We start from the raw sequence: 24,202 nt of genomic DNA, 5'->3' as shown, positions 1-24,202 counted from the left end.
ATACAAGAAGCCTGTGACCAGTGCTAAAAAAGGATTGAAGATCATTGCTTACAGAGGAGTTAAACAACCTTTAGTTAAAGCAGCAGTTGTAGATGTATTAGCCACTGTTCAGCATTATTTATCAACAGATAAAGTAACGTTGAAATTAAGGGGCAATGCCTCTAAAGCAGCGATGCATATTATCTTCTTAATCGATTCCAGCGGATCTATGGTAAAAGACCAGCAGATCGCTTATATAAAAGGATTGATACAGGATACTATCGCTCATTATAAAGGCAAAAGGATTTTGTATGCAGCAGTGGCACTGAGTAATGACGACGCACAATTATTATCTTCATTTACGGTGGATACAGAACAGTTAATGCAAACAGTAACATTATTAAAATCCGGTGGCAAAACCAATATGAAAGCGGGGTTTGCTATTGTTCATCAATTAATGAGATCTGACGCTCATTTGTATATTTTCACGGATGGAAAGATCAATGTAGGTACATTTGAAGACACTGTTTCTTATTATAATGCTTATCTAAAACAGGTAAAATCGGCCACAGTGATTGATAATGACAGCGGATTCATTCAGCTGGGGTTATCCCAAAAACTAGCTACAGCAATTGGTGCAAAGTATAATCATATAAACAGATGATCCATTATATATCAGGCGGCCAAAGGTCCGGTAAAACCAATTACGCATTACAGTTAGCGAGATCGTTATCTGACAAACCTGTGTATCTGGCCACTTCAAGGATCTGGGATGAAGGGCATAAAGCCCGGATAGAAAGGCATAAAAGTGAAAGGGATACATCCTGGGAGAATATAGAGGAAGAAAAGGAACTGAGTAAACTATCTCTTTCCAATAAGACAGTCGTGCTGGATTGTGTAACATTATGGCTGACTAATTTCTTTACAGATACTAATTATGATCTCACAGTTTCTCTTAATGAAGCAAAGGAGGAGTTTGATACCTTTATCAAACAGGAAATGCAGCTGATCATTATCTCTAATGAAATAGGTATGGGTATTCATGCAGCTACTGATATGGGCCGTAAATTCACGGACCTGCAGGGATGGATGAATCAATATATTGCACAGAAAGCGGACAGCGCTACTTTTATGGTATCCGGTATCCCGGTTAAAATTAAATAGACAAATGAACACATTCGACATTCAACCCGTTAATAGCAATACGGCAGCGGCATTAACACATAAGATCAACTACAAGACCAAACCACTTGGAGCGTTAGGTGTGTTAGAGAAAATAGCATTACAGGTCGGCTGTATACAGGATACGTTAGCGCCGGCCCTGCATCATCCTGCTATTGTCGTATTTGCAGGTGATCATGGGATAGCTAAAGAAGGTGTAAGTCCTTATCCCCAGGAAGTTACTTACCAGATGGTGTATAACTTTTTGCAGGGAGGTGCGGGCATTAATGTATTCTCCCGTCAGAACGGAATTGCTATAAAAGTAGTGGACGCCGGTGTGAACTTTAATTTTGAAGCACATCCTGATCTGATCAATGCGAAGGTGGGTCATGGTACAAAAAGTTATCTGACCGGGGATGCTATGAGCGAAGCCGAATGCAGTACGGCTATTGATAAAGGAGCCGCTATAGTGAAGGAGATCTGTGCAGAAGGATGTAATGTGATTGGTTTTGGTGAGATGGGAATAGGTAACACTTCTTCTGCAGCTATTATCATGAGCCTGTTATGTGAATTACCACTGGAACAATGCATTGGCAGAGGTACAGGGTTGAACGATGAAGGGTTGAAGAAGAAAACAGCCGTGCTGACAGCAGCGATGGACTATCATGCCAATCTGGATAAAACGCCTTTTAATATATTGAAAACCTTTGGTGGTTTTGAGATAGCGATGATATGCGGAGCGATGTTAAAAGCAGCGGAGCTGAAAATGGTCATACTGGTAGATGGGTTCATTACTACTGCTGCATTACTGGTCGCAGCAGGTATTGATACAAATGTACTGGACTATTGTATTTTCTCTCACCAGTCGGATGAACAGGGCCATGCTTTAATGCTGAAAAAGCTAAAAGCAGAACCGGTATTACATCTGGGAATGAGATTAGGTGAAGGGACCGGCGCCGCAGTGGCTTATCCTCTTATAAAATCAGCAGTAAATTTTTTAAATGAAATGGCCAGTTTTGAATCTGCCGGTGTATCTAATAAAGCATGATTAAAAGAGAAATACGCGTATTCCTGACAGCATTGATGTTCTTTACACGGATACCTGTGCCAAAAAATATTGGTGTGACAGATCTTAATAAATCGAGCCGTTATTTTCCCCTGGTAGGGATTATAGTGGGGTTGACAGGTGCGCTGACCTATTATGGCGCTTTCTTCCTTTTTAAGGATCCCTGGATTGCGTCTTTCCTTTCTCTGGGAGCTACCTTACTGGTTACCGGCGCTTTCCACGAAGATGGATTAGCTGATGTGGCAGACGGTTTTGGTGGTGGATGGACGAAAGAGCGTATACTGGAGATCATGAAAGATTCACGGGTAGGCGCTTACGGGGTTATTGCACTGATTGTAGTACTTGGATTGAAAGTTACGCTTGTGACTAAACTGACGGATACACTTCTTACGAAGCTATCTGATCCTCTTGCTACTAAACGAACAGATATTCTTATTACGAACCTCGCAGATACACTGATATTATATGTAGCCGCGCATTCAGTGAGCAGGACCATGCCTGTTTTCTTTTTGCGGTTCATGCATTATTCAAGGGAAGACGATCTGTCTAAAATAAAACCATTAGCAACACAGATCAGTTGGTGGGGGCTATTTACAGCCATTATAACCGGGCTGTTGCCATTATTTATTGCAGTATTGGCATTTCACTTTAACGCATATCTGTTTTTAAGTGTGATCCCCTGTGGATTATTAACACTTTATCTGGGCTGGTATTTTAAGAAGTGGATCGGCGGATATACAGGCGATTGTTTAGGCGCTACACAGCAATTGAATGAACTGGTGTTTTATTTATCAGTATTGGCGTTATGGAGATTTCTTTTATAAGACATATTAAGCCTGTTATAGCAGCGGGTATCTGTTACGGGCAACTGGACGTACCGGTCCCTGATGAGCCTTATCTGCCTGTTATCATTGCTGATATAGTGTATAGTAGCCCGTTACTCAGGTGTACCGCATTAGCAAAACAACTATCCCCCTCTCCTGTTACCGATGCCCGTTTAATGGAACTACATTTCGGGGACTGGGAAGGAAAGAAATGGGATGAGATCGATGAAGCCGCCTTACGGGTATGGGGAGAGGATTACATCCATTTATCCCCGCCTAACGGAGAATCATTAATAACGTTATTAGAAAGAGTAAGCGGATTTATTGATGAGGTAAAATCATCCTCTTATAAAAAAATAATTATTGTCACACATGCGGGGGTTATCCGCTGTGCCATGCATTTATTCAATCACATTCCTTTACATCAGATCATGATGGAAAAGGTAGATTTTGGTGGAATTTATACTTTTAAGCTATGAAGATATATACTAAAAAAGGGGATAAAGGTACTACCGCATTATTTGGTGGTAGTCGCGTAGACAAAGACGATGTACGTGTAAATTGTTATGGCACATTGGATGAGGTGAACTCCACTATTGGCCTGTTACGTGCTAAGTTAGGTAACGAGCATGAATGGCAGCCTAATCTGATGAAGATCCAGAAAGATATGATGGATATGATGTCTCATCTGGCACGTCCGTCTGATTGCAAAAAGGAAAACCCTAATCCGAAACCGGTAGACGGAGCAGCATTCTGCGAGCAGTGGATAGATGAATTAGAGGCAGCGATGACCAGCAAATCCGATTATTTCTTACTGCCTGGTGGTAATGAAATATCTGCCCTGTGTCATGTGGTAAGAACGCAGATGCGCAGAGGGGAACGACTGCTGGTAACGCTTATGAAAGCAGATACTGTGGATGATTATATCCCTGCTTATATCAACCGTTTGTCTGACCTGTTTTTTATATTAGGTCGTGCAGAGATGGATAAAGCCGGTGTAGCCGAAGAGAAATGGCAGCTGTTTTTATACAAGAAGAAGAATATTACACAATAATCACTTCTATGCCCTGGTTTTCTAGTTCACGCACCATGGTGTTACTGACACCATTGTCGGTGATGATCTGATCTATATCATTTAAAGGGCAGATCTTTCCGAATCCCCGGCGACCGAATTTAGAGGAATCGGTGAGTATGATCGTTTTTTGTGCCGTACGGATCATGGCTTTATTCAGCAGGGCTTCCATCATATTTGAAGTGGTACAGCCCTGCTCCAGGTCTATCCCATCTACCCCTAAAAAAAGTTTGCTGCAGGTGAAGTTATCCAGGATGCTTTCTGCATAGTTGCCGGTAACGGATGTAGAGGTTTTGCGAACGACCCCTCCCAGTTGTACAATTTCAACATTCGCTTTGTCCAATAACGCCATAGAGATATTCATGGCAGAAGTGAGTACGGTGAGCTTCAAATCCGACGGAATAGCCTTTGCCAGGTATAATACGGTAGTACCCGAGCCGATAATAATAGCATCATCGGGCTCTATCATCTCTGCAGCTCTCTTACCTATACGAAATTTTTGGTCAGCTAAAATATTTTCCTTTTCCAGGACACTTCTATCTTTACTGTAGGGATTGACTCTGCTGATATTCCCATGTGTACGAAACAACAGTTTTTTATCTTCAAGGATCTTCAGATCCTTCCTGATAGTAACTGCGGACACATCAAGTGCGTCAAACAGATCAGCCACCCGAACATTCCCTTCTGATTCTAACCTTTCCAATATGTAGGCGTGACGCTGTGACATGGATTCGAACTTCATATTTCTCTTTATAACGTGTTTTTTGGGCAAAATGGCTTTGAACAATAGTACAAGGTTAATGCTTTCTTAAAAAATAAGCAAAACAAAGAAAAATTTGGAAATAATAACAAAACGAAACATATTTACATAACAAAAGGAAACTAAAAGAAACTTTCGATTGGTTTAAATTACTTATTTTATGGACAGATCGCAGTTATTAGAACAGCTATCATCAACTACAGAATGGGACGTGATCATTATCGGAGGAGGCGCCACCGGCCTTGGAATAGCGATGGACGCTGCAACCCGCAATTACAAAACCCTTTTGGTGGAGCAGGCAGACTTTGCCAAAGGAACTTCCAGTAAAGCCACCAAACTGGTACATGGAGGGGTCCGCTACCTGGCACAGGGAGATCTCGGACTGGTAAGGGAAGCCTTACATGAGAGAGGGTTATTACTGAAAAATGCTCCTCACCTGACCAGGAACGAAACTTTTGTTATACCCAATTACACCTGGTTCAATGTGTTGAAATATACGGTCGGACTGAAGTTTTACGATCTTTTATCCGGAAAGCTCAGTTTAGGGCCTTCTAAATACATCAGCAGAAAACAAACTATTGCTGACCTGCCTACCATTAAACAGGAAGGCTTAAAAGGCGGCGTAGTGTACCATGATGGCCAATTTGATGATTCCCGCCTGGCCATAAATATTGCCCAGACGGCCTTGGAAAACGGCGCTACCGTGCTGAACTACGTAAAAGTAGAAACCTTAGTAAAAGATAACAATTCGAAAGTTGTCGGGATTATCGCGAAAGATGTCGAAACCGGGGTTTCTTATAAGGCGACCGGCAAGGTAGTGATCAATGCCACCGGCGTATATGTTGATAATGTTTTACATATGGACAGGCCGGATGCCCCTCATATGGTACGGCCGAGTCAGGGTGTACACCTTGTTCTTGACCCGTCTTTCCTGCCCGGTGAATATGCCCTGATGATCCCTGAAACTTCTGATGGAAGGGTATTGTTTGCGGTGCCCTGGCATGATAAGATCATTGTAGGTACAACAGATACGTTGCGTGATCATCCTGAACTGGAACCGCATGCACTGGAACAAGAGATAGAATTTATCCTTACTACGGCCGGTAATTATCTTACCAGAAAGCCCAAGCGTTCCGACGTGCTGGCGATGTTTGCCGGGTTAAGGCCACTGGCAGCACCACAGGGAGAAGGCGCTAAAACAAAAGAAATTTCCCGCAGTCATAAAATCATTGTTTCTGCATCCGGGTTAATTACCATTACAGGTGGTAAATGGACCACTTTCAGGCGCATGGCGCAGGATACGGTGCAGAAAGCCATTGAACTCGGTGTGTTGCCCAATAAGCCCTGTGCCACAGAGCAATTGCATATCCATGGTTATTCCGGTATCCCTCATACAGATCCTTTGTATTTCTACGGGTCTGATCTTGTCGGGATAAAAAAACTCATTGAAGCGAATCCATCTCTTGGAGAAAAACTTCATCCACAATACCCATATATCAAAGCGCTGGTAGTATGGGCCGTTAAGAACGAATATGCCAGAAAGGTGGAAGATGTGCTTGGACGCCGTTTTCGTCTTTTATTCCTGGATGCCCGTGCAGCCGTTGCTGCGGCTCCTGCCGTTGCGAAGATCATGGCGGAGGAATTAGGACGCGATGCATCCTGGATACAAAATGAAATTACCGATTTCACTCAATTAGCCCAAGGATATACGTTAAACTAATCACATAAAAGAATTCCATATGAACACAACTGAAAAATTCATTCTTGCCCTGGACCAGGGTACTACCTCTTCACGTGCAATCATTTTTAACCATGCAGGCGAGATTGTAGCCGTGGCACAAAAACCATTTGAACAGATCTTCCCGCAGCCGGGATGGGTAGAACATGACGCCAATGAGATCTGGTATAGCCAGTCGTCCGTAGCTGCAGAAGTAGTGGCGAAAGCAGACCTTAACGGAACCAACATCGCGGCCATAGGTATTACCAATCAACGTGAAACGGCTGTTGTGTGGGACAGGGAAACAGGTATTCCTGTTTACAATGCGATCGTCTGGCAGGACAGGCGTACTGCTAAATATTGTGATGAGCTGAAAGAGAAAGGTTACTCTGATATGATCAAAGAGAAAACCGGGTTGGTTATAGATGCCTATTTCTCCGGCACTAAAGTAAAATGGATATTAGATAATGTAAAAGGCGCCAGGGAAAAAGCAGAAAGAGGGGAATTATGTTTCGGCACGATCGACAGTTGGCTGATATGGAAGTTTACCCGTAATGGTATGCACATTACAGACGTTACCAACGCCTGCCGTACCCTGCTCTTTAACATACATACCATGCAGTGGGATAAAGAACTGCTGGAACTGCTGACCATTCCTGAAAGCATGCTGCCTGAAGTAAGACAGAGCAGTGAAATATATGGCAATACTGCCACTACCCTCTTCGCTACCAAAATCCCTATTGCAGGTATAGCCGGCGACCAGCAGGCAGCGCTGTTCGGACAAATGTGCGTGGAAGAAGGGATGACCAAGAACACTTATGGCACAGGATGTTTTATGCTGATGAATACCGGCAATAAAGCAGTGCTCTCCAAGAATAATCTGCTGACTACCGTTGCGTGGAAGATCAATGGCGAAGTGACGTATGCACTGGAAGGCAGTGTATTCGTTGGCGGTGCCGCAATACAATGGCTGCGTGATGGATTAGGTATTATTAAGACAGCAGCAGAGAGTGAGACACTGGCCGCTTCTGTTGAAGATAATGGCGGCGTATACTTTGTGCCTGCATTAACCGGCCTGGGCGCTCCTTACTGGGACCAGTATGCCCGTGGCGCTATCTTAGGTATCACACGAGGTACAACGTCCGCACATATTACCCGTGCCGCACTGGAAGGTATTGCATTCCAGGTGTACGACCTGTTAACCAGTATGGAATCTGATTCCGGTAAACAATCCTCAGAACTGAGAGTAGATGGAGGCGCAGTAGCCAATAATGCACTGATGCAGTTCCAGGCGGATATTTTCGGTAGTTCTGTGATCCGTCCGAAGATACTGGAAACAACCGCATTGGGAGCAGCTTACCTGGCAGGGCTCGCAGTAGGTTACTGGTCGGGTATAGATGAATTGAAAAAGCAATGGGCAGTTGAAAGGAAGTTTGAACCCACGATGGACAAAAAGGAAACGGAGAAGTTACTTCGCTTCTGGAAAAAGGCAGTAGAAAGAACAAGAGGATGGTCTGAAGAATAGGTTTCGCGTTTCTTTTCTACCCACTTAATTACAATTTCAAATCATTTATCATGACACCCTTCATCGCAGAAATAATTGGCACTGCCGTACTGATATTGCTCGGCAACGGCGTAGTAGCCAATGTAGTTTTGAAAGACACAAAAGGAAATAATGGCGGCTGGATCGTTATTACCACCTCATGGGCATTTGCCGTATTCGTAGGCGTTCTGATTGCCGGTCCGTACAGCGGAGCGCATTTAAACCCAGCGGTAACGCTGTCACTCGCCATAGCCGGTAAGTTCCCCTGGGCAGATGTACCCACGTACATTGCCGGAGAGTTTATAGGTGCTATGATTGGAGCCTTCTTTGTATGGGTATTTTATAAAGATCATTTCGACCGTACCGAAGACGGTGGCGCTAAAATGGCCGCGTTTTGTACCTCTCCCGCTATCAGGAACCTGCCGAATAATTTTATCAGTGAAGTGATCGGTACTTTCATACTCATCATCAGTATCCTTTACATTACCGGCGCTGAAATAACCGGCGGTCATCAACCTATAGGGTTGGGTTCTATTGGCGCATTACCGGTGTCTATCGTAGTATGGGTGATCGGTCTTGCACTGGGCGGAACTACGGGTTATGCCATCAACCCCGCCAGGGACCTTGGTCCGAGGATCATACATGCAATTCTGCCTATTAAACAAAAGGCCGGCAGCGACTGGGGATATGCCTGGATACCTGTTGTGGGCCCGGTTGTAGGTGCTAGTCTGGCAGCTGCAATGTATCTGTTTCTTTTAAAATAATAACATCATGAAAGCATTCATAAATGCAAGCCTTCTGGCTGCATGCCTGGGAATCTATGCCCCTAACGCAAGCGCACAGGGCGCTTCAAACGACACTATTCCGGTTAAAAAATACCAGCCATTCAGTATGAATCTACAGGTAAGGAATCTGTATATATGGCGCGGGTTTAAAGTTTCCAATTCACCCATTACAGACGTGAACATGCACTATACTACCAAAGACGGCCATTTCGAGGCAGGGTTCTGGGGTGGAGCAAGTTTCACGGGAGATTACAAGGAGTTTGACTATTACGTTCAGTACACCAATAAGAATTTCAATGTGTCTGTTTGGGACGTCAATAACTTCAGTGATTTTCCCAATGCGGATATCTTTGATTACAGTAAGACGACAACGTCTCACTTTGTTGATGTACGTCTGAATTATAAGATCCCGATGAAGTTACCACTGACCGTCAGCTGGAATACAATTTTCCTGGGAAGGGATTATTATATCAATAAGAACGGGGATGCTCAGGCCTCCTATTCACATTATGTGGAGCTGGACCAGACGTTGTACAATGGCGATACTTATAATGTACATGTGTTTGTTGGTGGAGGATTTGCCTTTGGACAGCAGCAGAATTTTTACGGAAATCATCCCAATGTTGTGAATACAGGGATTACCATGAACAGGGATTTAGTGCTGTTCAAGTATCATGTACCATTATCTGCCACGGCAATGTTCAATCCGGAGAAGAAGTATGGTGCATTGCAGCTGGTTGCGAATATATTCTAACGTTCGCTTTCTATAAAAATGGTTTGTAAGCGTTCCAGCGTGGCGGGTTTTGGATCTTTCCACATGCCCCGCTGGACTGCTTCAAGCATCCTCTCCGACATATCTTTCAAAGCCCAGGGATTTACTTCTTCTATAAATTTCCTGTTCTCCTCATTGAACAGGTATTCCTGTGTGATGCCTTCGTACATAAAATCATCTACCAGGCCGGTAGTAGCGTCATAAGCAAACAGGTAGTCCATCGTAGCCGCCATCTCAAAAGCCCCTTTATACCCATGTCTTTTTACGCCTTCTATCCATTTTGGATTTACTACCCTTGAGCGGTATACTTTCAGCAGTTCTTCTTTCAGTGTTTTTACCTTTGGATTTTCCGGACGGGCATGGTCGCCGAAGTAGATCTCCGGCTGTTCTCCTTTCACGGTTTGTACGGCGTTGGCCATACCACCCTGGAACTGGTAATAATCATCAGAGTCCAGGATATCGTGTTCCCTGTTATCCTGATTATGCATCACTATCTGGATATCGGATAAGCGTTTTTCAAATACTTCATGAGCGGATTCCCCTATACGGTCACTGCCGTAGGCGTAGCCGCTCCAGTTGATGTATACTTTGGCAAGGTCTTCTTTTGTCTGCCAGTTTTTCTCATCTATCATTGCCTGTAGTCCCGCTCCGTAAGCACCCGGTTTGGAACCGAAGACGCGGAATAAGGCCCTTTTATATGCTTTGCTTTCATCAAGACCTTTCTCCTGCCATTCTTTCTTTTCCTCTAAGAAACGTTTTCTCACGGGGTTCTGATCTAACGGTTCATCCAGTTGTGCGATCCTTTCCACGACGGCGTTAAATAAGGAGATCACGTCCGGGAATGCGTCCCTGAAGAAGCCGGAGATCCTTAACATGACGTCTATACGCGGGCGTCTTAGCAAGATGAGGGGGATAATCTCAAAGTCGGACACACGCCTATTGGCAGTCTGCCAGACGGGCTTTACGCCCATTAAGGCAAATGCCTGGGCGATGTCGTCCCCGCCGGTGCGCATGGTGGAAGTACCCCATACGGAAAGACCGATGGATTCCGGGTAATCGCCATGTTCCTGCAGATATCTCTCGATGATCAGATCAGCGCTTTTAAGGCCGAGGTTATAGGCGGTTTGGGTGGGGATGGTACGAACGTCTACAGAATAGAAATTACGCCCTGTAGGCAGCACATCCAACCTTCCGCGTGTAGGTGCACCGGAGCTGCCGGAAGGCACGTAATAACCGTTTAAACCGGTCAGTAAATTGCTTATTTCAGCGGTAGTGCTGCGTAATTTATTTAAGGTGCCGGTAAAGGGATGAGGTTTATCACTGTTGATATATTCATTGACCATATCCTTTGCCAGTAATTCCAGTTTTTCTACAACATCCCCATTCGTTCTGCAATCCGCAAATGTATCGTTACCTGTTTGTTCAAATGCTTCTTCATATTTGCAGTTCAGCGGATCGAATGATAATCCCTGTGCTTTAGCCAGGGATTGCGTGATGCCAGCCTGACCCGATACCGGTACACGGTGCAAGGCTATCAGCAGATCTGTCAACTGTTCTCCTTCCGGCACTTTACCTAAGATATGGAGCCCGTCCCTTATCTGTGCTTCTTTTAATTCACAGAGATAACCGTCCAGTTTAACGAGCAGTTCATCAATATCGTTTACGGAAGATTGTAAATCTGTTTCAAGATCAGTTTCGGTTACTAATTGTTTTATTTGCGCCTTGATACTGGAAGTCCTTTTAGGATCTATATTATACGCCTCATAGTATTCATCTATCAAATGTTCCAGCTTTGTTAACGCACCATAAGTTTCCGCCCTTGTCATAGGGGGAATTAAGTGATCTATAATGACAGCATGGTTCCTTCTTTTAGCCTGCGTACCTTCTCCCGGATCGTTGACGATGAAGGGATAGAAGTGAGGAACGGGTTTTAGTAAAGCAGCCGGGAAACAGGTGTCTTTGCTTAAAGCGACACTTTTACCAGGCAGCCATTCCAGGTTACCATGTTTGCCAACGTGTACCACGGCATCTGCATTAAACACGTTATTTACCCAGAAGTAATAAGCCAGGTATGCGTATGTAGGCGGTAAATCAGGTGAGTGATAGATAGCCTTTGCATCCTGGTTATAGCCGCGGGAAGGCTGGATACTAACGAAGATGTTACCCAGTAAAAATCCCGGGATAATAAATTCGTTGTTATTATAGTTGGGAGAGTCTTCTATATTGCCCCATTGCCGTGTAACTTTCTGTTGTAATACGGGAGATAACTGCTGATAATATTTTTCGAAGTCCTGTATGGAAATACTTACCTGGTAAGGTCTGTAGGTATCCATATCATTCGTTACATAATTTGTTATCAGTTGAATCAGTTCTGCACTGTCCTTTGGAATGAATTCTCCCGTATGATAAGCCTTTTGCTGTAAAGCCTGTAAGATCCCAACGATACTGGCAGGGGTATCGAGCCCTACCCCATTGGCTAAACGGCTATCCTTGCTGGGATAGTTGGGCATGATGAGCGCAATGTTCTTTTCCGCGTTGGTCTTATGTTTTAATGTTATCCAGCGGCGGGTGAATGCAAGGACTTCATCACAGCCTTCCGGATGGGTGCTGTATTTCAGGATATCCGAATCGGTAAGGGCATCTTTGCCCAGGGAGGATTTGAAAGAGACCGCAGTAGTGATGATACGTCCGTCGATTTCCGGCAGGGCGATATTCATGGCCACGTCTGTAGGCGTAAGGCCAAAGAGGTTATCCTGCCAGATCTCTTTTGTACAGGAAGCAAAGATCGCCTGTATAACAGGTGCGTTTATTTTCAGGAAGATGAAATTATCATCTTCTTCATTCAGCGATTTTATGGAGAAACTGGTGGTATTGATAATGACATCAATAGTACGTGTACCCTTATTCGTGAGCAGATCGTATAAATCGTTACAGGTATTCTGGTCGCGCAGGTTATTGACAAAAGCGATGACGGGGTTGATGCCTTTCAGATTCGCTGCAAGGTAATGTACCGGTTCCAGGTTATCTGCCAGGTAGTGGGTCTGATAAACGAGGATGGCCACGTTTGGCAAGTTATTATCCCGTTGTTCCTCCTGGGAAATAATTCCTCTTTTGATATCGAACAAAAAAAGGTCAGCGATGCGTTGTACCGGAGCAAATGAATAAGGCAGATTGAAAATAGCCTGGAAGATATATTTCAGGCAGTTGATCAGGTTCTGTTTTCCTCCGCCACACAGGTATTTCCAGACGGTATCAGCGATATTTGCTTCTACGGTGGAGCTGTTCAGCAGTTCTACATCCGGCGCATCATATCCCGGCAGGAATAATACGGGGATCTGTTTTTGTTCGCAGGTGATGCTGATTGTTTCGAAGAGATATGGGTAGTAATTTCTGCCACCCAGCAGGCGGCAAACGACCAGTTTCGCCTTTCCTATCACTTCCTCCACGTACTTATCGATCGTTAGTTCCTGTTTAAGATAAACAAGATTGGCGATCCTTAAAGCAGGCATACCGGGTTGATAAATCTCCCGGTATGCATTATTCAGTGAGTGTATTTCTGTGTCGGCAGATGAAAGGAAAACGATATCACCGGGAGTTTGCTGAATATGGAAAACCCCTTCATCGTTGGGGTTCCAGCCTCCCGGAATAGTAGGAATTAAGTGCATTTAGTTTGCGGTGCTAACGGTTAGCCTTTCATTGATGACAGCATCCAGGTTTTTCTCATGCAGTTCATCACCGATGATAACCAGACTGGTCTTGCGGGTTTCGCCTTCTTTCCATTTACGGTCGAAGTAGTGTTCGAAGCGGCTGGATACGCCCTGTAATACCATCCTCATAGGTTTGTTCTCTATGTTGATGAATCCTTTAACGCGGTAGATCTCATGTTCTTCGATCAGTTCTTTCAGTACTTCTACCAGGCTTTCGGGTGTATGTGGAGCAACGATGTCCACTACTACTGAATCTATATGATCATCATGTTCATGTTCCAGGCCGTTGGCATGGTCTTCTTCATGATGAGAATGCCGGTTGTCCAGGTCGTTCTCTGCCTCCGCGTTGATGCCCAGCAGGATATCGGTGGCCAGTATACCATTGGAAGCAGAGACCATCTTTACGTTTGGGCGAACTTTATTAGCGATGATCGTTTTAACGGCATCGAATTCAGCGTCGCCGATGAGGTCTTTTTTGGTCATCACGACCAGGTCTGCGCATGACAACTGGTCTTCGAATAGTTCTTCGATAGGTGTTTCATGATCGAGAGAGTCGTCTGCCAGGCGTTGGGCCTGTACACGTTCCCTGTCGCATATTTCACCGGTTGCCTGTCCCACGGCATCTACAACGGTAACCACAGCATCTACGGTGATCTGAGGTTTCAGTTCAGGCCAGTTGAAAGCGTGTAATAATGGTTTAGGCAGTGCCAGTCCGGATGTTTCGATGATGATATGGTCGATGGTATCTTTGCGTTCCATCAGTTTGAGCATTACGGGAAGAAATTCTTCCTGTACGGTGCAGCAAAGGCAGCCATTGCTCAGTTCCAGTACATCTTCTTCATTGGTGCAGCATGATTTCAGAATCTCTCCATCGATCCCCATTTCTCCAAATTCATTTACGATGACTGCCAGGCGGCGGCCATCAGCGTTTTGGATGAGATTGCGGATTAAGGTGGTTTTTCCTGAGCCTAAGAAACCGGTTATTATCGTTACGGGTATTTTACTTGCCATGGTCACTTTTTATGAGGTGCTAAAATACATTATATTCTTAATTCTCCGTTTTTTTGTAAATTGGGTCTTAGAATTCACTCCCTATGGCAAAAGACCTTGAATACTCCAAGTCCAGACAATCATCTGACCGTTCAAATGCTCACAATACCTCTGCTGCCGGTATATCTTATCCTGCTGTGTCCCAGAGGCAGGTGGCGCAATTAGTTGCCGAAGAGGAAGAGCCTGTGGCAGCACAGTTGATGGAGAAACCGGAAGAAGAGACCGCGCAGTTAATGTCTGCGGCTACAGCACAGTTAGAGGGGGGACCGGAAGAAGAGGAAGAGCCGGCACAGCTAAAAGCGAATAATACCAACCTGCCGGATAATCTGAAGAGCGGGGTGGAGAATCTTTCCGGCGTGTCTATGGATGATGTAAAAGTGCATTATAACTCTGATAAGCCATCACAATTGCAGGCACTGGCGTATGCACAGGGTTCCGATATACATATCAGCTCCGGGCAGGAGAAACATCTGCCGCATGAGGCGTGGCATGTTGCGCAGCAGAAACAGGGACGGGTACAGGCGACCATGCAGATGAAAGAAGGAGTTCCTGTGAATGATGATCCGGCATTGGAGACAGAGGCGGACGTGATGGGCGCCAAGGCAATGAATGGTTAACAAGAAAGGGCTATATCAAAGATTGATACAGCCCTCTATATGAATTTTAGAATGTATGCTTCTCCGGTAGTGTATATTTCCTTCCCTGGTTAATCCTCTTCAGGTAACTCATCAAAGGATTAAAGTAATCTACCATCGCTTTTGCGCTCATATCACTATGAATGGATTTTTGCTGTAGCTCGCGCCAGTCAATACTTGCACCAGGACTCATTACTTTATGCAGAAAATCTCCCACTGCTTTATTTCCCCAGTAGTTGGTAGCATGCGGGTTCTGATGTAAGATGCTATCCGCAATATAAGTATGGAACTGGAAGACCAGCACATTAGCAATAGAGTAATCATAGTACTGAGCAGGATCATCATTGATATGCGTTTTAGTGGCAGCATCGCAATATTCTTCACCCCGTGGAGAAGAAGGCACTATCCCCTGGTATTCTTTTACAAGCTCCCACCAGCGTTTGTTATACTGATCCTTAGGCAATTTCTTCGCATACAGGTTATATTCGAACTCCGTCATTACACCACTCCCCCATGGAATGTTTACGATATAGCTGAGCGCTTCCTTTAAGAGCTTTAAGGTATCATTGGTAGGTATGCCTTTTTTGATCATTCCCAGATTCTCGAGGAAAGGTTTTTGCAGAGAGGCCAATCCCATCATTGTACCAAATGCTTCATGATAACCCCTGTTTGCACCGGTACGTAAAATAACAGGGATATCAGGATTGGAATATGACAGGAAATAATAGATATGTCCGAATTCATGTAGTACGGTACTCCAGTAGTCTGTAGTAGGTGTAATACTTTGTAGTGAGCGCACATCATGATCGAGGTCCATATGCCATGCAGAAGCATGGTTATTCTTCGTAAAAGGAGAATCAACAGGGACCGGGTACAGGCTGCTTTTAGTCCAGAAGGAAGCAGGCAGGGAATCGAAGCCGATACTCTTGTAGAAGTTCTCGCTTTCATGTGCCATCCACTCAGCACCATGGCTTTTCAACACAGGATCGATACTTAGTCCCTTTACATCTACCAATGCGGACCAGTCCTGCCCCCAGCGGTTAGGTAGCCATTCAGCAGGGATGTAGTCAGGCACAGGTTGTTTATATTTTGCAGCCAGTTCATATCTTGCCCAGGTATGTAATTCGCGGTACAGCGGCCATACCTCTGTAATGAACTGATGTGTTAACTGAATAATTTCATCTTCCCCCATACCATATTCGCGGGCATTATAATCGAAGAAGTCTTTATATCCCAATGGTGTAACGGAAGCATTCCGCAGGTATTGCAGGGAGTCCAATCCGTCTTTCAATACTTTCCCTACTTCTTTACTCGCTTCCCATGTTTTAAGACGTTTTTTAATATCTGTAGAAGATTCCAGGATAGCATCAATATCGCCGGTAGTGACAGGTTTGCCATCAATGCTGTATTTAAATCCGAATAACAGGGACGTCTGTTTATTATTGGCCTCAATACGGCGGTTCACGATAGCCTCTGCAACAGCAGGGTTGTTACCCGCATTAAAGAGAATGACTTCGAACTGCTTTATCTGCAAGGGCGTCAGCGGGTCTTTGATAGCCAGGTATTTCTTAGCGGAATCGATATTAGACTTACTACCGGTAAATTGCGCCATCTCCTTATCCGCCGCATCTGCTAATTTACCCGTGATGGTATCTCCTTTTACAATACGTGTATTCAGCTTCCATTGGGCCTCGTTCTGCGCGATGACTAATTTCTGGTACTTCTGGTTGTAACTGTCCAGGTAGGTTTGGGCCTGCTGCTTCGTCAGTTCCTTATTCTTAGTAGTTGGATTGTTCATACATGACGTAGCCAGTACAATAATAACGATGGAAATGCGATTCATATGGGAATGTTTAGAGCTGCTAAATTTAATATTATTTTATCCGAGTGCCAATTATACTATTACACCGGATAATATGGAGAAGACGCTAAGGTGAGGAATTGCAGAAAGTCCAGAATATTTTAATAGAAATAGCGGCATAGGCAATGCCGCTATTTTTTTTATTTCCCCGGATGCAATTTATGATAAGTGAGATAAGAGATCAACAGCACTGCAAACATAATAACCGGAAACAGGATCATGGGGGTTAATCCATCTACCGCGGTATTCCCGATCCCCGCAGAGATGAAATCGATACCGAAAGCAACGTATGTCCATTCTTTGAGGCGTTTGGGGAAGAATGGCAATATCAGGATAATCCCCCCTATAAATTTAGCTATGCCCAGTTCCCAGTGAAACCACATTGGCATGCCCAGATGTCTTGTTCCCTCCAATGCCGCCTGGCTGTTCAGAAAGAAAATACCGGGTAAAATAAATGCGGCCAGCAGCCCTGTAGTGATCCAGTAAACGACTTTTGTCTTTTTGTTATTCTCCATGATTTATCAGATTTGATTTGATAGAATTCTTATCATACATTTTAGGTCCGTCTTATTATAATACCACTCTACACATATACCATTGGGATCGATACGGGGATCTGTCAGTAGTTCCTGAAATGCCTTTCCGATAGCAGGAATATCATTCATATAGTTGATGATGTCGATGCTAATGTACTCTCCTTTTTTCAGGATAAACTTTTCAAGGTTTAATCTTTCTGCTTCGCCTGGTATTAATTCTTCTACAGCAGCTTTATAGATAATAACGTGCTGTTCATCCGGGCGGGAAAGGCCATAATATTTTCTTTCTGTTGAAAAAGGGAACAACGCGTGTAATTTTTCATGAGCAGCCATTACGCCATCCGGAAATGAGGTGGCCGTTATGCACATTACACTGATATCTTCTTCCAGAATATAGTTTTCCATCTTTCGTGTATTTACATACGAAATTAAGGGGTATCCTGATGGAAAATGGTGTGTAAATACGACAAATGTGGAGGTTGATTGCGACAAAAAACCCTTACAGCCTGTTGGCTGTAAGGGCATCTATATTACCTATATATTGTTTAATTAAAGGCTGGGAACGTTGAAATGCGTATAGGAAGTAAAGCCTAAAAACGTATTATCAGAAGTTACACCAAGAGGATCCTGTAATTCTCTCAAATATTTCAGATTGCTGGTCTTTAAATGATTGTATGCTACTTCTGTACCTGGGAATACTGTGCTTGAGGTAGTACAGTAGTTACATCCGGTGGTACGGGCGTAAGCCGCTCTCATAAAATCATAACCTTTGCTGATCCTGTTTCCGTTGGCAGTCCACAGAGAGCTATCGCCCTGTATTTTTGCCAGTTCTGCTGCGTATGCAACGGCGGTCAATGAATACTGATAGTGCACACAGTCTTCTCTGTCGCACAGCTCAGGACAGGTACCATCTGCTGCGATCACATCGTTCAGATTGGCCAGCAGTAAGTTGTAACCATTCTGATAAACGGTAGTGCTGTTCAGGAAAATTCCGATGGCCATTTTCGCATAACCGGCAGAAACGTCCCAGTTATTGCTATAGTCGGGAATGTTATTGATATAGTTGTTCTTCACGTTATTGAGGTAGTTGGAGAACTGTGCAATATCAGCATCAGACCAGCCGGCACCTACTCCGTTTACTTTGTAGTAACGGATGATTTCAGCAGCAGCAACGAAACTTGGAGTTGTCCATGAAGCTTCCAGTGCCGGCTGATTGGCATTGGTTGATGAATTCAACAGTGCATAATTCTGGAACGTATAAGACCATCCGTTTAAGATACCGATCGCCTGTTGAGCATAGGTAGCATTACCGGTTTTAGTCCAGCGTAATGCCAGTGCATACACTAACTCTGCATCCTTCCTGATCTGTGATTTAGATGGAGATGATGCACCATTTGATCCTACTACTACGGTAGCATAGAATGAAGTGGGATAATCATGGCTGTTGATATAATCAAGCACTTTCTGATAAGATGCCAGACGGGTCACATCACCACCGTTGGTTTCGGCAGCTACCTGTTCCAGGCTTGCCTGTGTATTTAACACACCGGGATGTACGAAGGTTGTAATTGCTGCGGCGCTTGCAGCTGCTACGGACTTGTCTGCCAGGGGAAGTGTTTTCATTTCAGGCTTGGAACAGCCGATCTGAAAGCTCGTTAATAAAAACAGGCTGGCGTAAAGTAGCCGTGAGGAAACTTTAATGTTCATGTTGAGGGATTTGAGTTTTTCGTTAAGGTATTATAGGTATATAGGTAATATTAACGTGGTTAATTACTTAATATTATCAATTTAGTAAATATTTTAGGATGTAGTGAAATTTATTTCCTGTTTGGAATGTATGTTGTAACGCTGTTTGAGGTAGTCTTTGTTATCTGCATGTAACCATGCTTAATGAGGAATAAGCTATAATAATCAGATTTACTGAAGAGCAACTGGTAAGCTTCAAAAGAGGTTCATCCTCCGTTTATCCTACGTCTTTTAACGTAGGATAAACGAAGGATGAACCTGTTCAGAAGCTCTTTTCGGATATAACAATATACCGGAAAGAGCTATTTAATTACTGTGTTACAGTGAAAGAAGTCTCGTTCACCTTTTCCAGTCCGCTGATGCCGCTGGACTGATAAGTAATTTTGTACTTACCGGGGGTCGTTACATCATAGGCCTTTAACAGGTCTATGGTGGCGGTTACACTGTCACCTGCAGGTACAGCCATATAGGCGTCTGCTGGTGGAGGCATCACCCTCTTGGCCATCGCTCCTTTGTATCTGGCTTCTTCTCCTTTACTATCGGTGATGGTAAAGATGGAATTTCTGAAGCCTTCAAAAGGGGTGTGCCATTTACAGAATTTCAATTCTTTTGAAGAGGTGTTACGTACAGTAAATGTTAACATTACCGGATTGCCGGTTTTTACAGGTCCTGGTACAGACATATTGGTAATCAATTCTCCTGCAGTTGTTTTGTGCATAGTTTTACAGGCAGCGAAAGTGAATAACGACAGACAGGCTGTCGCGATAATAAGCGGTTTCCTCATTTTATATATTCAATTGTGCCGGAAAATTAAATGAAATTATTGGTAAATGCGATTTTGCCTGTTTCGGAAATGCTCTAAATAAGCACTTACTTCCCAGGTAAATTCCTCTGCAGCAATAGTATATTCGTCTAATGAGTATCTGTAAATCTCACCTGTATCTAACAATAAAGCCAAGATATAATTATAGCTATCATATTTTGATCCTCTTATGGGCTTTATAATTATATACATATCCAGGATATGATCCCATGAAAATGTTTTTTCCTCTAATTTTATTTGCTGAGAAGAAATTTCAATCTGATTATTTCGTTTCAGACTGTATAACATTCCGAAAGTCATAGTGCCTACGAATAAATTAAAAACGACAAGAGTGAAAAGAGACCACCCCGTCGGCACCCCATCTTCAAAAAATGAATGTGTCATTAAACATATAAGAACTATGAATATTGCTGAGCAAATGATGCGCGCAATTTTCATTGAAATGCGCTGTTTCAATATCTGCTCTTGTAAATCATCTTTAATTAGTTTTTGATACTTATACCGGAGTATTGCCGTATTCGTTATTTTAGTAGTGTATTCCCATACGAAACGGTAAGTAGTTATTTGTTCATCCTTACACAATTTTTCATACAAGCGGTCTCTTAAATCTGTTCTGTCTGACATTAATTATAGGGATAAGTTGTCAAATATATGAAAACCTTTGGCCTTATTCTGCTTTGTCCCTACTTTTACATTCATGAAAAGACTAACCGTATTTTGTGGATCCAATCCGGGGAATCATCCTTCTTATCTCCTTGAATGTGAGAAATTAGCTGAATTAATGGTATCAAAAGGTATAGAGCTGGTATATGGCGGTGGCAATGTGGGCCTGATGGGACATATTGCTGATTCCGTACTGAGCCGGGGAGGAAAAGTAATTGGCATTATACCGGAAAGGCTGGTAGATAAAGAGGTAGCTCATAATGGTCTGACGGAGCTGATCGTGGTGAAGACCATGCATGAGCGCAAGGCTAAAATGGCCGAGTTATGTGATGGGTTTATCGCCCTGCCAGGAGGTATCGGAACATTAGAAGAAATCATGGAAGTATTTACCTGGACACAGCTGGGATATCATTCAAAACCTTGTGCGTTATTAAATGTAAATGGCTTTTACGATTCCCTCAATATATTTATTGAACAGATGGTGACTACCAGGTTTTTAAGAAAAGAACAAAAAGAATTATTACTGATAAGTGATGATGCGAAGTATCTTATAGAACAAATGGAATCCAGTAAAATTGTATACCAGGATAAATGGCTTAAAGACAAAATTTAACCTGTTGCCAGTTTATTAAATCAACTTACATGAGTTTCAGATTACCAGACAGTAAAGAGCCGGATGTTTTGTTATCCTTCCTGCAAGACATTTCAAATGACAACGAAAATTTAAGTTCCGAAGAAATAGCCATCATTGCTTCATTAAAAGATCATGAAAATGAAGATATCAGAGAAGCTGTTGCTCAGTCGTTGGTTGGCGTAGAGGATAAAGCAGCAGTAAACATACTGATAGCACTGACAACAGACGAGGACCCCTCTGTAAGAAGCTGGGCAACCTTCGGAATAGGGAATTACGATATACCCGATGTAACCGACGTTTTATGGGACAGGATTGACGATGAAGATGAAGAGACAAGATTTGAGGCTATCAGCGGATTAGCGAAACGAAAAGATGTTCGAATAAAAGGTATTATTACAAGGGAGCTTTCTACCGCTGAATTCGGATCGTTATTATTTGAAGCCATAGCCGAATTGGGAGATACTGATTTCCTGCCTTTATTAGAGCTTCTCTTAACGCAATCAAATGAGGACAAAACCATTGATGAAGGATGGCTTAAACACCTGAAGAATTGTATAGACGTACTTAAAGCATCCTGATAACATGCAGATTTTGAAAGAAAGTTTAAAATACCTGGAGTTATTGAAAAATAATAATAACCGGGATTGGTTTAATGATCATAAAGACCTGTTTATCCAGGCGCAGTCTAATATAGAGGAATTTGCGGAAGCATTGTTACAGGAGCTTAATATGCACGACCTGATTGAAACACCATCGGGTAAAAAGAGTCTGCAACGCATTTACAGGGATACCCGTTTTTCTAATAATAAAACGCCTTATAAAATAAACTGGGCCGGCAGCTTTACAAGGGCTACCAAACTACGCCGTGGCGGTTATTATTTCCATATAGAACCAGGTAATAGTTTTATCGGTGGTGGGTTCTGGGCGCCGAATCCGCAAGACCTTAAACGTATCAGGGATGAAATTGCTTTTGATGCCACTCCTTTAAGGAAGATCTTAAAAAGTAAATCGTTCGTGAGTACTTTCGGAGAATTACTGGGGGAGCAGATAAAGACAGCGCCTAAAGGTTTTGATATTAATAATGAAGCGATTGATCTGCTGCGTTTCAAACAGTTTTTAATCATGAAGAAGTTTACAGATAAAGAAGTATTAGACCCCTCATTTGTAAAACAGGCATCACAGACGTTTAAAAACATGCGTCCGTTCTTCGATTATATGAGTGACATATTAACCACCGATATTAATGGAATAGCCCTGGAATAGGCTATTCTTTTGCTTCTTTAGGCACTGCGCGTGTACCACTGTATAATTCATATTCCAGCAGGCGGCAATCGATCGTGCTGGTATAAAACTCTATACGTCGTTTGGCTTTAAGACCTATCTTCTTTGCCAGTTCAAGGTTTCCGGTGAATACATATCCGAAGTAACCACCGCATTTTTGTTTCATAAAGTCTCCGATGCGGCCATAAGTTTCTTCCAGTTCAGTTACTTCTCCCAGGCGTTCACCGTACTCCGGGTTCACGTAGAATACGCCGGGAACATTGGCAGGTATCTCTGTATCCGCGAAATCGCATACAGCGAATTTGATGAGCCCTGCCACACCTGCGGCTACCGCATTCTTACGTGCGTTATCGATGGCTCTTTCACTGTAATCCGTAGCAATGATGCGAAGGCCCGGCACTTCTTTTATCTGTTGTTCCAGCTTTGCGTCTTCGTCTATATATACCTGTTCATCGTATCCTTTCAGGTGCATGAAAGCGTAGTTGGTCCTGAAGAGGCCCGGGCTACGGTTGGTAGCGATCATAGCGGCTTCAATAGCGACTGTACCTGAACCACACATCGGGTTCACGAACGGGCTTTTTCTATCCCAGCGGGAAGCATAGATGGTAGCAGCAGCCAATGATTCCAGCATAGGCGCCATACCGGGTATTTTGCGGTAACCGTGGCGTGCGAGTGAATCTCCCGATGTATCTATAAAAACTTCTGCATGTTCATTCTTCCAGAACAGGTGAACGACTGCACCTGTTAAGGCAGCACCGGTAGAAGGACGTGTACCGGTCTTATCCCTCATCCTGTCTATTACCGCATCTTTTACACGCAGGTTGGCAAACATGCTGTTATTGATGCTTTCATTGCTGACATTGCTGGTAATGGAGAAATAGCCGGTTTCCGGCAATATATCTTCCCAGGGGTAGGTACACAGATTGTTATACACTTCGTCTGCGTTAATGGCCTCAAATGCTTTAAGGCTATATAATACCTGGCTGGCACAGCGCAGGTTCAGGTTCAGCTTAATACACTCGTTTACCGTAGCCTTCAGCTTTATACCGGTTATAAACGTTTCTTCCACATTAAATCCAAGATCCTTTACTTCCTGCTCCAGGTAAGGCATCATACGTTTGTGACAGGTAATGGTAACGGTCCCTGCTGTAGTATATATACTCATGAGGCGCAAATATAAAGGCTTTTCTCCAATACGCATGAACCCATATGGGTCGGGATTTTGTTGTTCCGGATTATTTTGGGGGTTAACCGGGTTATTTTATTGCTGCTACCAGCCCGATATTTTAGTATAAACTTATATTTCAGCTCCCATCAAAGCTCATGTAAACAAATCTAAAATTGATTTGTTCACATGACTATTGCAAAACTCCTCTCCTTTTTTCTTATCTCCGTAGTGAACCAACTGTATCGCACTTTGTTAAGTAGTCATGCCTGTTTTTCTTCTAAGGGAGCGCCCTCACTCCTAACAGGAATTTTATAACTGGAAGGGGTACACTGATTACCGTTAGTGTTTTCCGGTTACCATTAAAGATTGAACAGGTCACAAAAGGTATCGTACTATATAGTTAATGCAGATTCAATTAT

The 24,202-nt window shown here is 43.4% G+C and carries 24 protein-coding genes; 14 read left to right on the top strand and 10 right to left on the bottom strand.

Annotated features, from left to right (window positions below; all coding sequences use genetic code 11):
- Positions 1-13 precede the first annotated feature (13 nt).
- From GO495_RS20360 to GO495_RS20335, 6 genes are read left to right on the top strand one after another with little or no spacing between them, the layout of a single operon-like run.
- Complete coding sequence (locus tag GO495_RS20360; protein ID WP_157301569.1) at positions 14-643, top strand: VWA domain-containing protein; 630 nt, start codon at positions 14-16, stop codon at positions 641-643.
- Positions 640-1,143 carry a bifunctional adenosylcobinamide kinase/adenosylcobinamide-phosphate guanylyltransferase gene (locus tag GO495_RS20355; protein ID WP_157301568.1) on the top strand — a complete coding sequence of 168 codons (504 nt, stop codon included), beginning with the start codon at positions 640-642 and terminating at the stop codon, positions 1,141-1,143. Before GO495_RS20360 ends, GO495_RS20355 begins: the two co-directional genes overlap by 4 nt.
- A 4-nt stretch (positions 1,144-1,147) precedes the next feature.
- Entirely contained in the window at positions 1,148-2,188 is a 1,041-nt protein-coding gene (gene cobT, locus GO495_RS20350) for a nicotinate-nucleotide--dimethylbenzimidazole phosphoribosyltransferase (protein ID WP_157301567.1), read from the top strand.
- Positions 2,185-3,030, top strand: a complete 846-nt coding sequence (locus GO495_RS20345) for an adenosylcobinamide-GDP ribazoletransferase (RefSeq protein ID WP_157301566.1) — start codon at positions 2,185-2,187, stop codon at positions 3,028-3,030. Before cobT ends, GO495_RS20345 begins: the two co-directional genes overlap by 4 nt.
- Positions 3,012-3,509: a histidine phosphatase family protein gene (locus GO495_RS20340; RefSeq protein WP_157301565.1), complete on the top strand. Its 498-nt coding sequence runs from the start codon at positions 3,012-3,014 to the stop codon at positions 3,507-3,509. The genes GO495_RS20345 and GO495_RS20340 overlap by 19 nt, the downstream gene beginning before the upstream one ends.
- The gene (locus GO495_RS20335; protein WP_157301564.1) at positions 3,506-4,084 is read left to right on the top strand and encodes a cob(I)yrinic acid a,c-diamide adenosyltransferase; all 579 of its coding nucleotides are present in this window, start codon (positions 3,506-3,508) and stop codon (positions 4,082-4,084) included. Before GO495_RS20340 ends, GO495_RS20335 begins: the two co-directional genes overlap by 4 nt.
- Here the strand turns inward: GO495_RS20335 and GO495_RS20330 are convergent.
- The gene (locus GO495_RS20330) at positions 4,074-4,844 is read right to left on the bottom strand and encodes a DeoR/GlpR family DNA-binding transcription regulator (RefSeq protein WP_157301563.1); all 771 of its coding nucleotides are present in this window, start codon (positions 4,842-4,844) and stop codon (positions 4,074-4,076) included. The genes GO495_RS20335 and GO495_RS20330 overlap by 11 nt on opposite strands.
- Before the next feature lie 178 nt (positions 4,845-5,022).
- Between GO495_RS20330 and GO495_RS20325 the strand changes: the two genes are divergently transcribed.
- Genes GO495_RS20325 through GO495_RS20310 form a run of 4 tightly spaced genes read left to right on the top strand, consistent with a single transcriptional unit; the run spans position 5,023 to position 9,661 of the window.
- Positions 5,023-6,582: a glycerol-3-phosphate dehydrogenase/oxidase gene (locus GO495_RS20325; protein WP_157301562.1), complete on the top strand. Its 1,560-nt coding sequence runs from the start codon at positions 5,023-5,025 to the stop codon at positions 6,580-6,582.
- A 19-nt stretch (positions 6,583-6,601) separates the two neighbouring features.
- On the top strand, positions 6,602-8,104 hold the full coding sequence (gene glpK, locus GO495_RS20320) for a glycerol kinase GlpK (protein ID WP_157301561.1): 1,503 nt from the start codon (positions 6,602-6,604) through the stop codon (positions 8,102-8,104).
- A gap of 50 nt (positions 8,105-8,154) precedes the next feature.
- Positions 8,155-8,886: an MIP/aquaporin family protein gene (locus GO495_RS20315; RefSeq protein WP_157301560.1), complete on the top strand. Its 732-nt coding sequence runs from the start codon at positions 8,155-8,157 to the stop codon at positions 8,884-8,886.
- Between the two features lie 7 nt (positions 8,887-8,893).
- Positions 8,894-9,661, top strand: coding sequence for a hypothetical protein (locus tag GO495_RS20310; protein WP_157301559.1), 768 nt, complete (start codon positions 8,894-8,896; stop codon positions 9,659-9,661).
- Here the strand turns inward: GO495_RS20310 and cobN are convergent.
- Complete coding sequence (gene cobN / locus GO495_RS20305) at positions 9,658-13,344, bottom strand: cobaltochelatase subunit CobN (RefSeq protein WP_157301558.1); 3,687 nt, start codon at positions 13,342-13,344, stop codon at positions 9,658-9,660. The genes GO495_RS20310 and cobN overlap by 4 nt on opposite strands.
- A complete protein-coding gene (gene cobW, locus GO495_RS20300; RefSeq protein ID WP_157301557.1) occupies positions 13,345-14,397 on the bottom strand; it encodes a cobalamin biosynthesis protein CobW in 1,053 nt (350 codons plus the stop codon). It lies immediately after the preceding gene.
- Between the two features lie 83 nt (positions 14,398-14,480).
- On the opposite strand from cobW, the gene GO495_RS20295 reads away from it, so the two are divergent.
- On the top strand, positions 14,481-15,053 hold the full coding sequence (locus tag GO495_RS20295) for an eCIS core domain-containing protein (protein ID WP_157301556.1): 573 nt from the start codon (positions 14,481-14,483) through the stop codon (positions 15,051-15,053).
- A gap of 46 nt (positions 15,054-15,099) precedes the next feature.
- Here the strand turns inward: GO495_RS20295 and GO495_RS20290 are convergent, their stop codons facing one another.
- The 6 genes from GO495_RS20290 to GO495_RS20265 all read right to left on the bottom strand — a co-directional run bounded on the left by GO495_RS20290 (position 15,100) and on the right by GO495_RS20265 (position 20,661).
- Entirely contained in the window at positions 15,100-16,914 is a 1,815-nt protein-coding gene (locus tag GO495_RS20290; RefSeq protein WP_157301555.1) for a M2 family metallopeptidase, read from the bottom strand.
- A gap of 158 nt (positions 16,915-17,072) precedes the next feature.
- Positions 17,073-17,447 (bottom strand): DoxX family protein, encoded by a 375-nt coding sequence (locus tag GO495_RS20285; protein ID WP_157301554.1) that lies wholly within the window; start codon positions 17,445-17,447, stop codon positions 17,073-17,075.
- A gap of 6 nt (positions 17,448-17,453) precedes the next feature.
- The gene (locus GO495_RS20280) at positions 17,454-17,873 is read right to left on the bottom strand and encodes a transcriptional regulator (RefSeq protein WP_157301553.1); all 420 of its coding nucleotides are present in this window, start codon (positions 17,871-17,873) and stop codon (positions 17,454-17,456) included.
- Positions 17,874-18,017: 144 nt separating this feature from the next.
- Positions 18,018-19,175, bottom strand: coding sequence for an alginate lyase family protein (locus GO495_RS20275; RefSeq protein ID WP_157301552.1), 1,158 nt, complete (start codon positions 19,173-19,175; stop codon positions 18,018-18,020).
- Positions 19,176-19,524: 349 nt separating this feature from the next.
- Positions 19,525-19,998 (bottom strand): protease, encoded by a 474-nt coding sequence (locus tag GO495_RS20270; RefSeq protein ID WP_157301551.1) that lies wholly within the window; start codon positions 19,996-19,998, stop codon positions 19,525-19,527.
- Positions 19,999-20,034: 36 nt separating this feature from the next.
- Complete coding sequence (locus GO495_RS20265) at positions 20,035-20,661, bottom strand: hypothetical protein (RefSeq protein ID WP_157301550.1); 627 nt, start codon at positions 20,659-20,661, stop codon at positions 20,035-20,037.
- Between the two features lie 73 nt (positions 20,662-20,734).
- Here GO495_RS20265 and GO495_RS20260 point away from each other — a divergent pair, with 73 nt between their 5' ends.
- From GO495_RS20260 to GO495_RS20250, 3 genes are read left to right on the top strand one after another with little or no spacing between them, the layout of a single operon-like run.
- Positions 20,735-21,313: an LOG family protein gene (locus tag GO495_RS20260; RefSeq protein ID WP_157301549.1), complete on the top strand. Its 579-nt coding sequence runs from the start codon at positions 20,735-20,737 to the stop codon at positions 21,311-21,313.
- A gap of 29 nt (positions 21,314-21,342) precedes the next feature.
- Positions 21,343-21,912, top strand: coding sequence for a HEAT repeat domain-containing protein (locus GO495_RS20255; RefSeq protein ID WP_157301548.1), 570 nt, complete (start codon positions 21,343-21,345; stop codon positions 21,910-21,912).
- A 13-nt stretch (positions 21,913-21,925) separates the two neighbouring features.
- Entirely contained in the window at positions 21,926-22,597 is a 672-nt protein-coding gene (locus tag GO495_RS20250; RefSeq protein ID WP_420808924.1) for a DUF2461 domain-containing protein, read from the top strand.
- Between the two features lies 1 nt (position 22,598).
- On the opposite strand, the gene GO495_RS20245 is transcribed toward GO495_RS20250, so the two are convergent.
- Entirely contained in the window at positions 22,599-23,780 is a 1,182-nt protein-coding gene (locus tag GO495_RS20245; RefSeq protein ID WP_157301546.1) for a THUMP domain-containing class I SAM-dependent RNA methyltransferase, read from the bottom strand.
- Between the last annotated feature and the right edge of the window lie 422 nt (positions 23,781-24,202).

Source organism: Chitinophaga oryziterrae, assembly GCF_009758125.1.
Lineage (GTDB): Bacteria > Bacteroidota > Bacteroidia > Chitinophagales > Chitinophagaceae > Chitinophaga > Chitinophaga oryziterrae.
Note: the sequence above shows the minus strand (reverse complement) of the source record. Positions and strands in the feature narration are given on the sequence as shown.

Excerpts from the sequence above, each read along its gene's own strand:
- GO495_RS20355 (WP_157301568.1), top strand. The coding sequence starts at position 640 with ATGATCCATTATATATCAGGCGGCCAAAGGTCCGGTAAAACCAATTAC.
- cobT (WP_157301567.1), top strand. The coding sequence starts at position 1,148 with ATGAACACATTCGACATTCAACCCGTTAATAGCAATACGGCAGCGGCA.
- GO495_RS20345 (WP_157301566.1), top strand. The coding sequence starts at position 2,185 with ATGATTAAAAGAGAAATACGCGTATTCCTGACAGCATTGATGTTCTTT.
- GO495_RS20340 (WP_157301565.1), top strand. The coding sequence starts at position 3,012 with ATGGAGATTTCTTTTATAAGACATATTAAGCCTGTTATAGCAGCGGGT.
- GO495_RS20335 (WP_157301564.1), top strand. The coding sequence starts at position 3,506 with ATGAAGATATATACTAAAAAAGGGGATAAAGGTACTACCGCATTATTT.
- GO495_RS20330 (WP_157301563.1), bottom strand. The coding sequence starts at position 4,844 with ATGAAGTTCGAATCCATGTCACAGCGTCACGCCTACATATTGGAAAGG.
- GO495_RS20325 (WP_157301562.1), top strand. The coding sequence starts at position 5,023 with ATGGACAGATCGCAGTTATTAGAACAGCTATCATCAACTACAGAATGG.
- glpK (WP_157301561.1), top strand. The coding sequence starts at position 6,602 with ATGAACACAACTGAAAAATTCATTCTTGCCCTGGACCAGGGTACTACC.
- GO495_RS20315 (WP_157301560.1), top strand. The coding sequence starts at position 8,155 with ATGACACCCTTCATCGCAGAAATAATTGGCACTGCCGTACTGATATTG.
- GO495_RS20310 (WP_157301559.1), top strand. The coding sequence starts at position 8,894 with ATGAAAGCATTCATAAATGCAAGCCTTCTGGCTGCATGCCTGGGAATC.
- cobN (WP_157301558.1), bottom strand. The coding sequence starts at position 13,344 with ATGCACTTAATTCCTACTATTCCGGGAGGCTGGAACCCCAACGATGAA.
- cobW (WP_157301557.1), bottom strand. The coding sequence starts at position 14,397 with ATGGCAAGTAAAATACCCGTAACGATAATAACCGGTTTCTTAGGCTCA.
- GO495_RS20295 (WP_157301556.1), top strand. The coding sequence starts at position 14,481 with ATGGCAAAAGACCTTGAATACTCCAAGTCCAGACAATCATCTGACCGT.
- GO495_RS20290 (WP_157301555.1), bottom strand. The coding sequence starts at position 16,914 with ATGAATCGCATTTCCATCGTTATTATTGTACTGGCTACGTCATGTATG.
- GO495_RS20285 (WP_157301554.1), bottom strand. The coding sequence starts at position 17,447 with ATGGAGAATAACAAAAAGACAAAAGTCGTTTACTGGATCACTACAGGG.
- GO495_RS20280 (WP_157301553.1), bottom strand. The coding sequence starts at position 17,873 with ATGGAAAACTATATTCTGGAAGAAGATATCAGTGTAATGTGCATAACG.
- GO495_RS20275 (WP_157301552.1), bottom strand. The coding sequence starts at position 19,175 with ATGAACATTAAAGTTTCCTCACGGCTACTTTACGCCAGCCTGTTTTTA.
- GO495_RS20270 (WP_157301551.1), bottom strand. The coding sequence starts at position 19,998 with ATGAGGAAACCGCTTATTATCGCGACAGCCTGTCTGTCGTTATTCACT.
- GO495_RS20265 (WP_157301550.1), bottom strand. The coding sequence starts at position 20,661 with ATGTCAGACAGAACAGATTTAAGAGACCGCTTGTATGAAAAATTGTGT.
- GO495_RS20260 (WP_157301549.1), top strand. The coding sequence starts at position 20,735 with ATGAAAAGACTAACCGTATTTTGTGGATCCAATCCGGGGAATCATCCT.
- GO495_RS20255 (WP_157301548.1), top strand. The coding sequence starts at position 21,343 with ATGAGTTTCAGATTACCAGACAGTAAAGAGCCGGATGTTTTGTTATCC.
- GO495_RS20245 (WP_157301546.1), bottom strand. The coding sequence starts at position 23,780 with ATGAGTATATATACTACAGCAGGGACCGTTACCATTACCTGTCACAAA.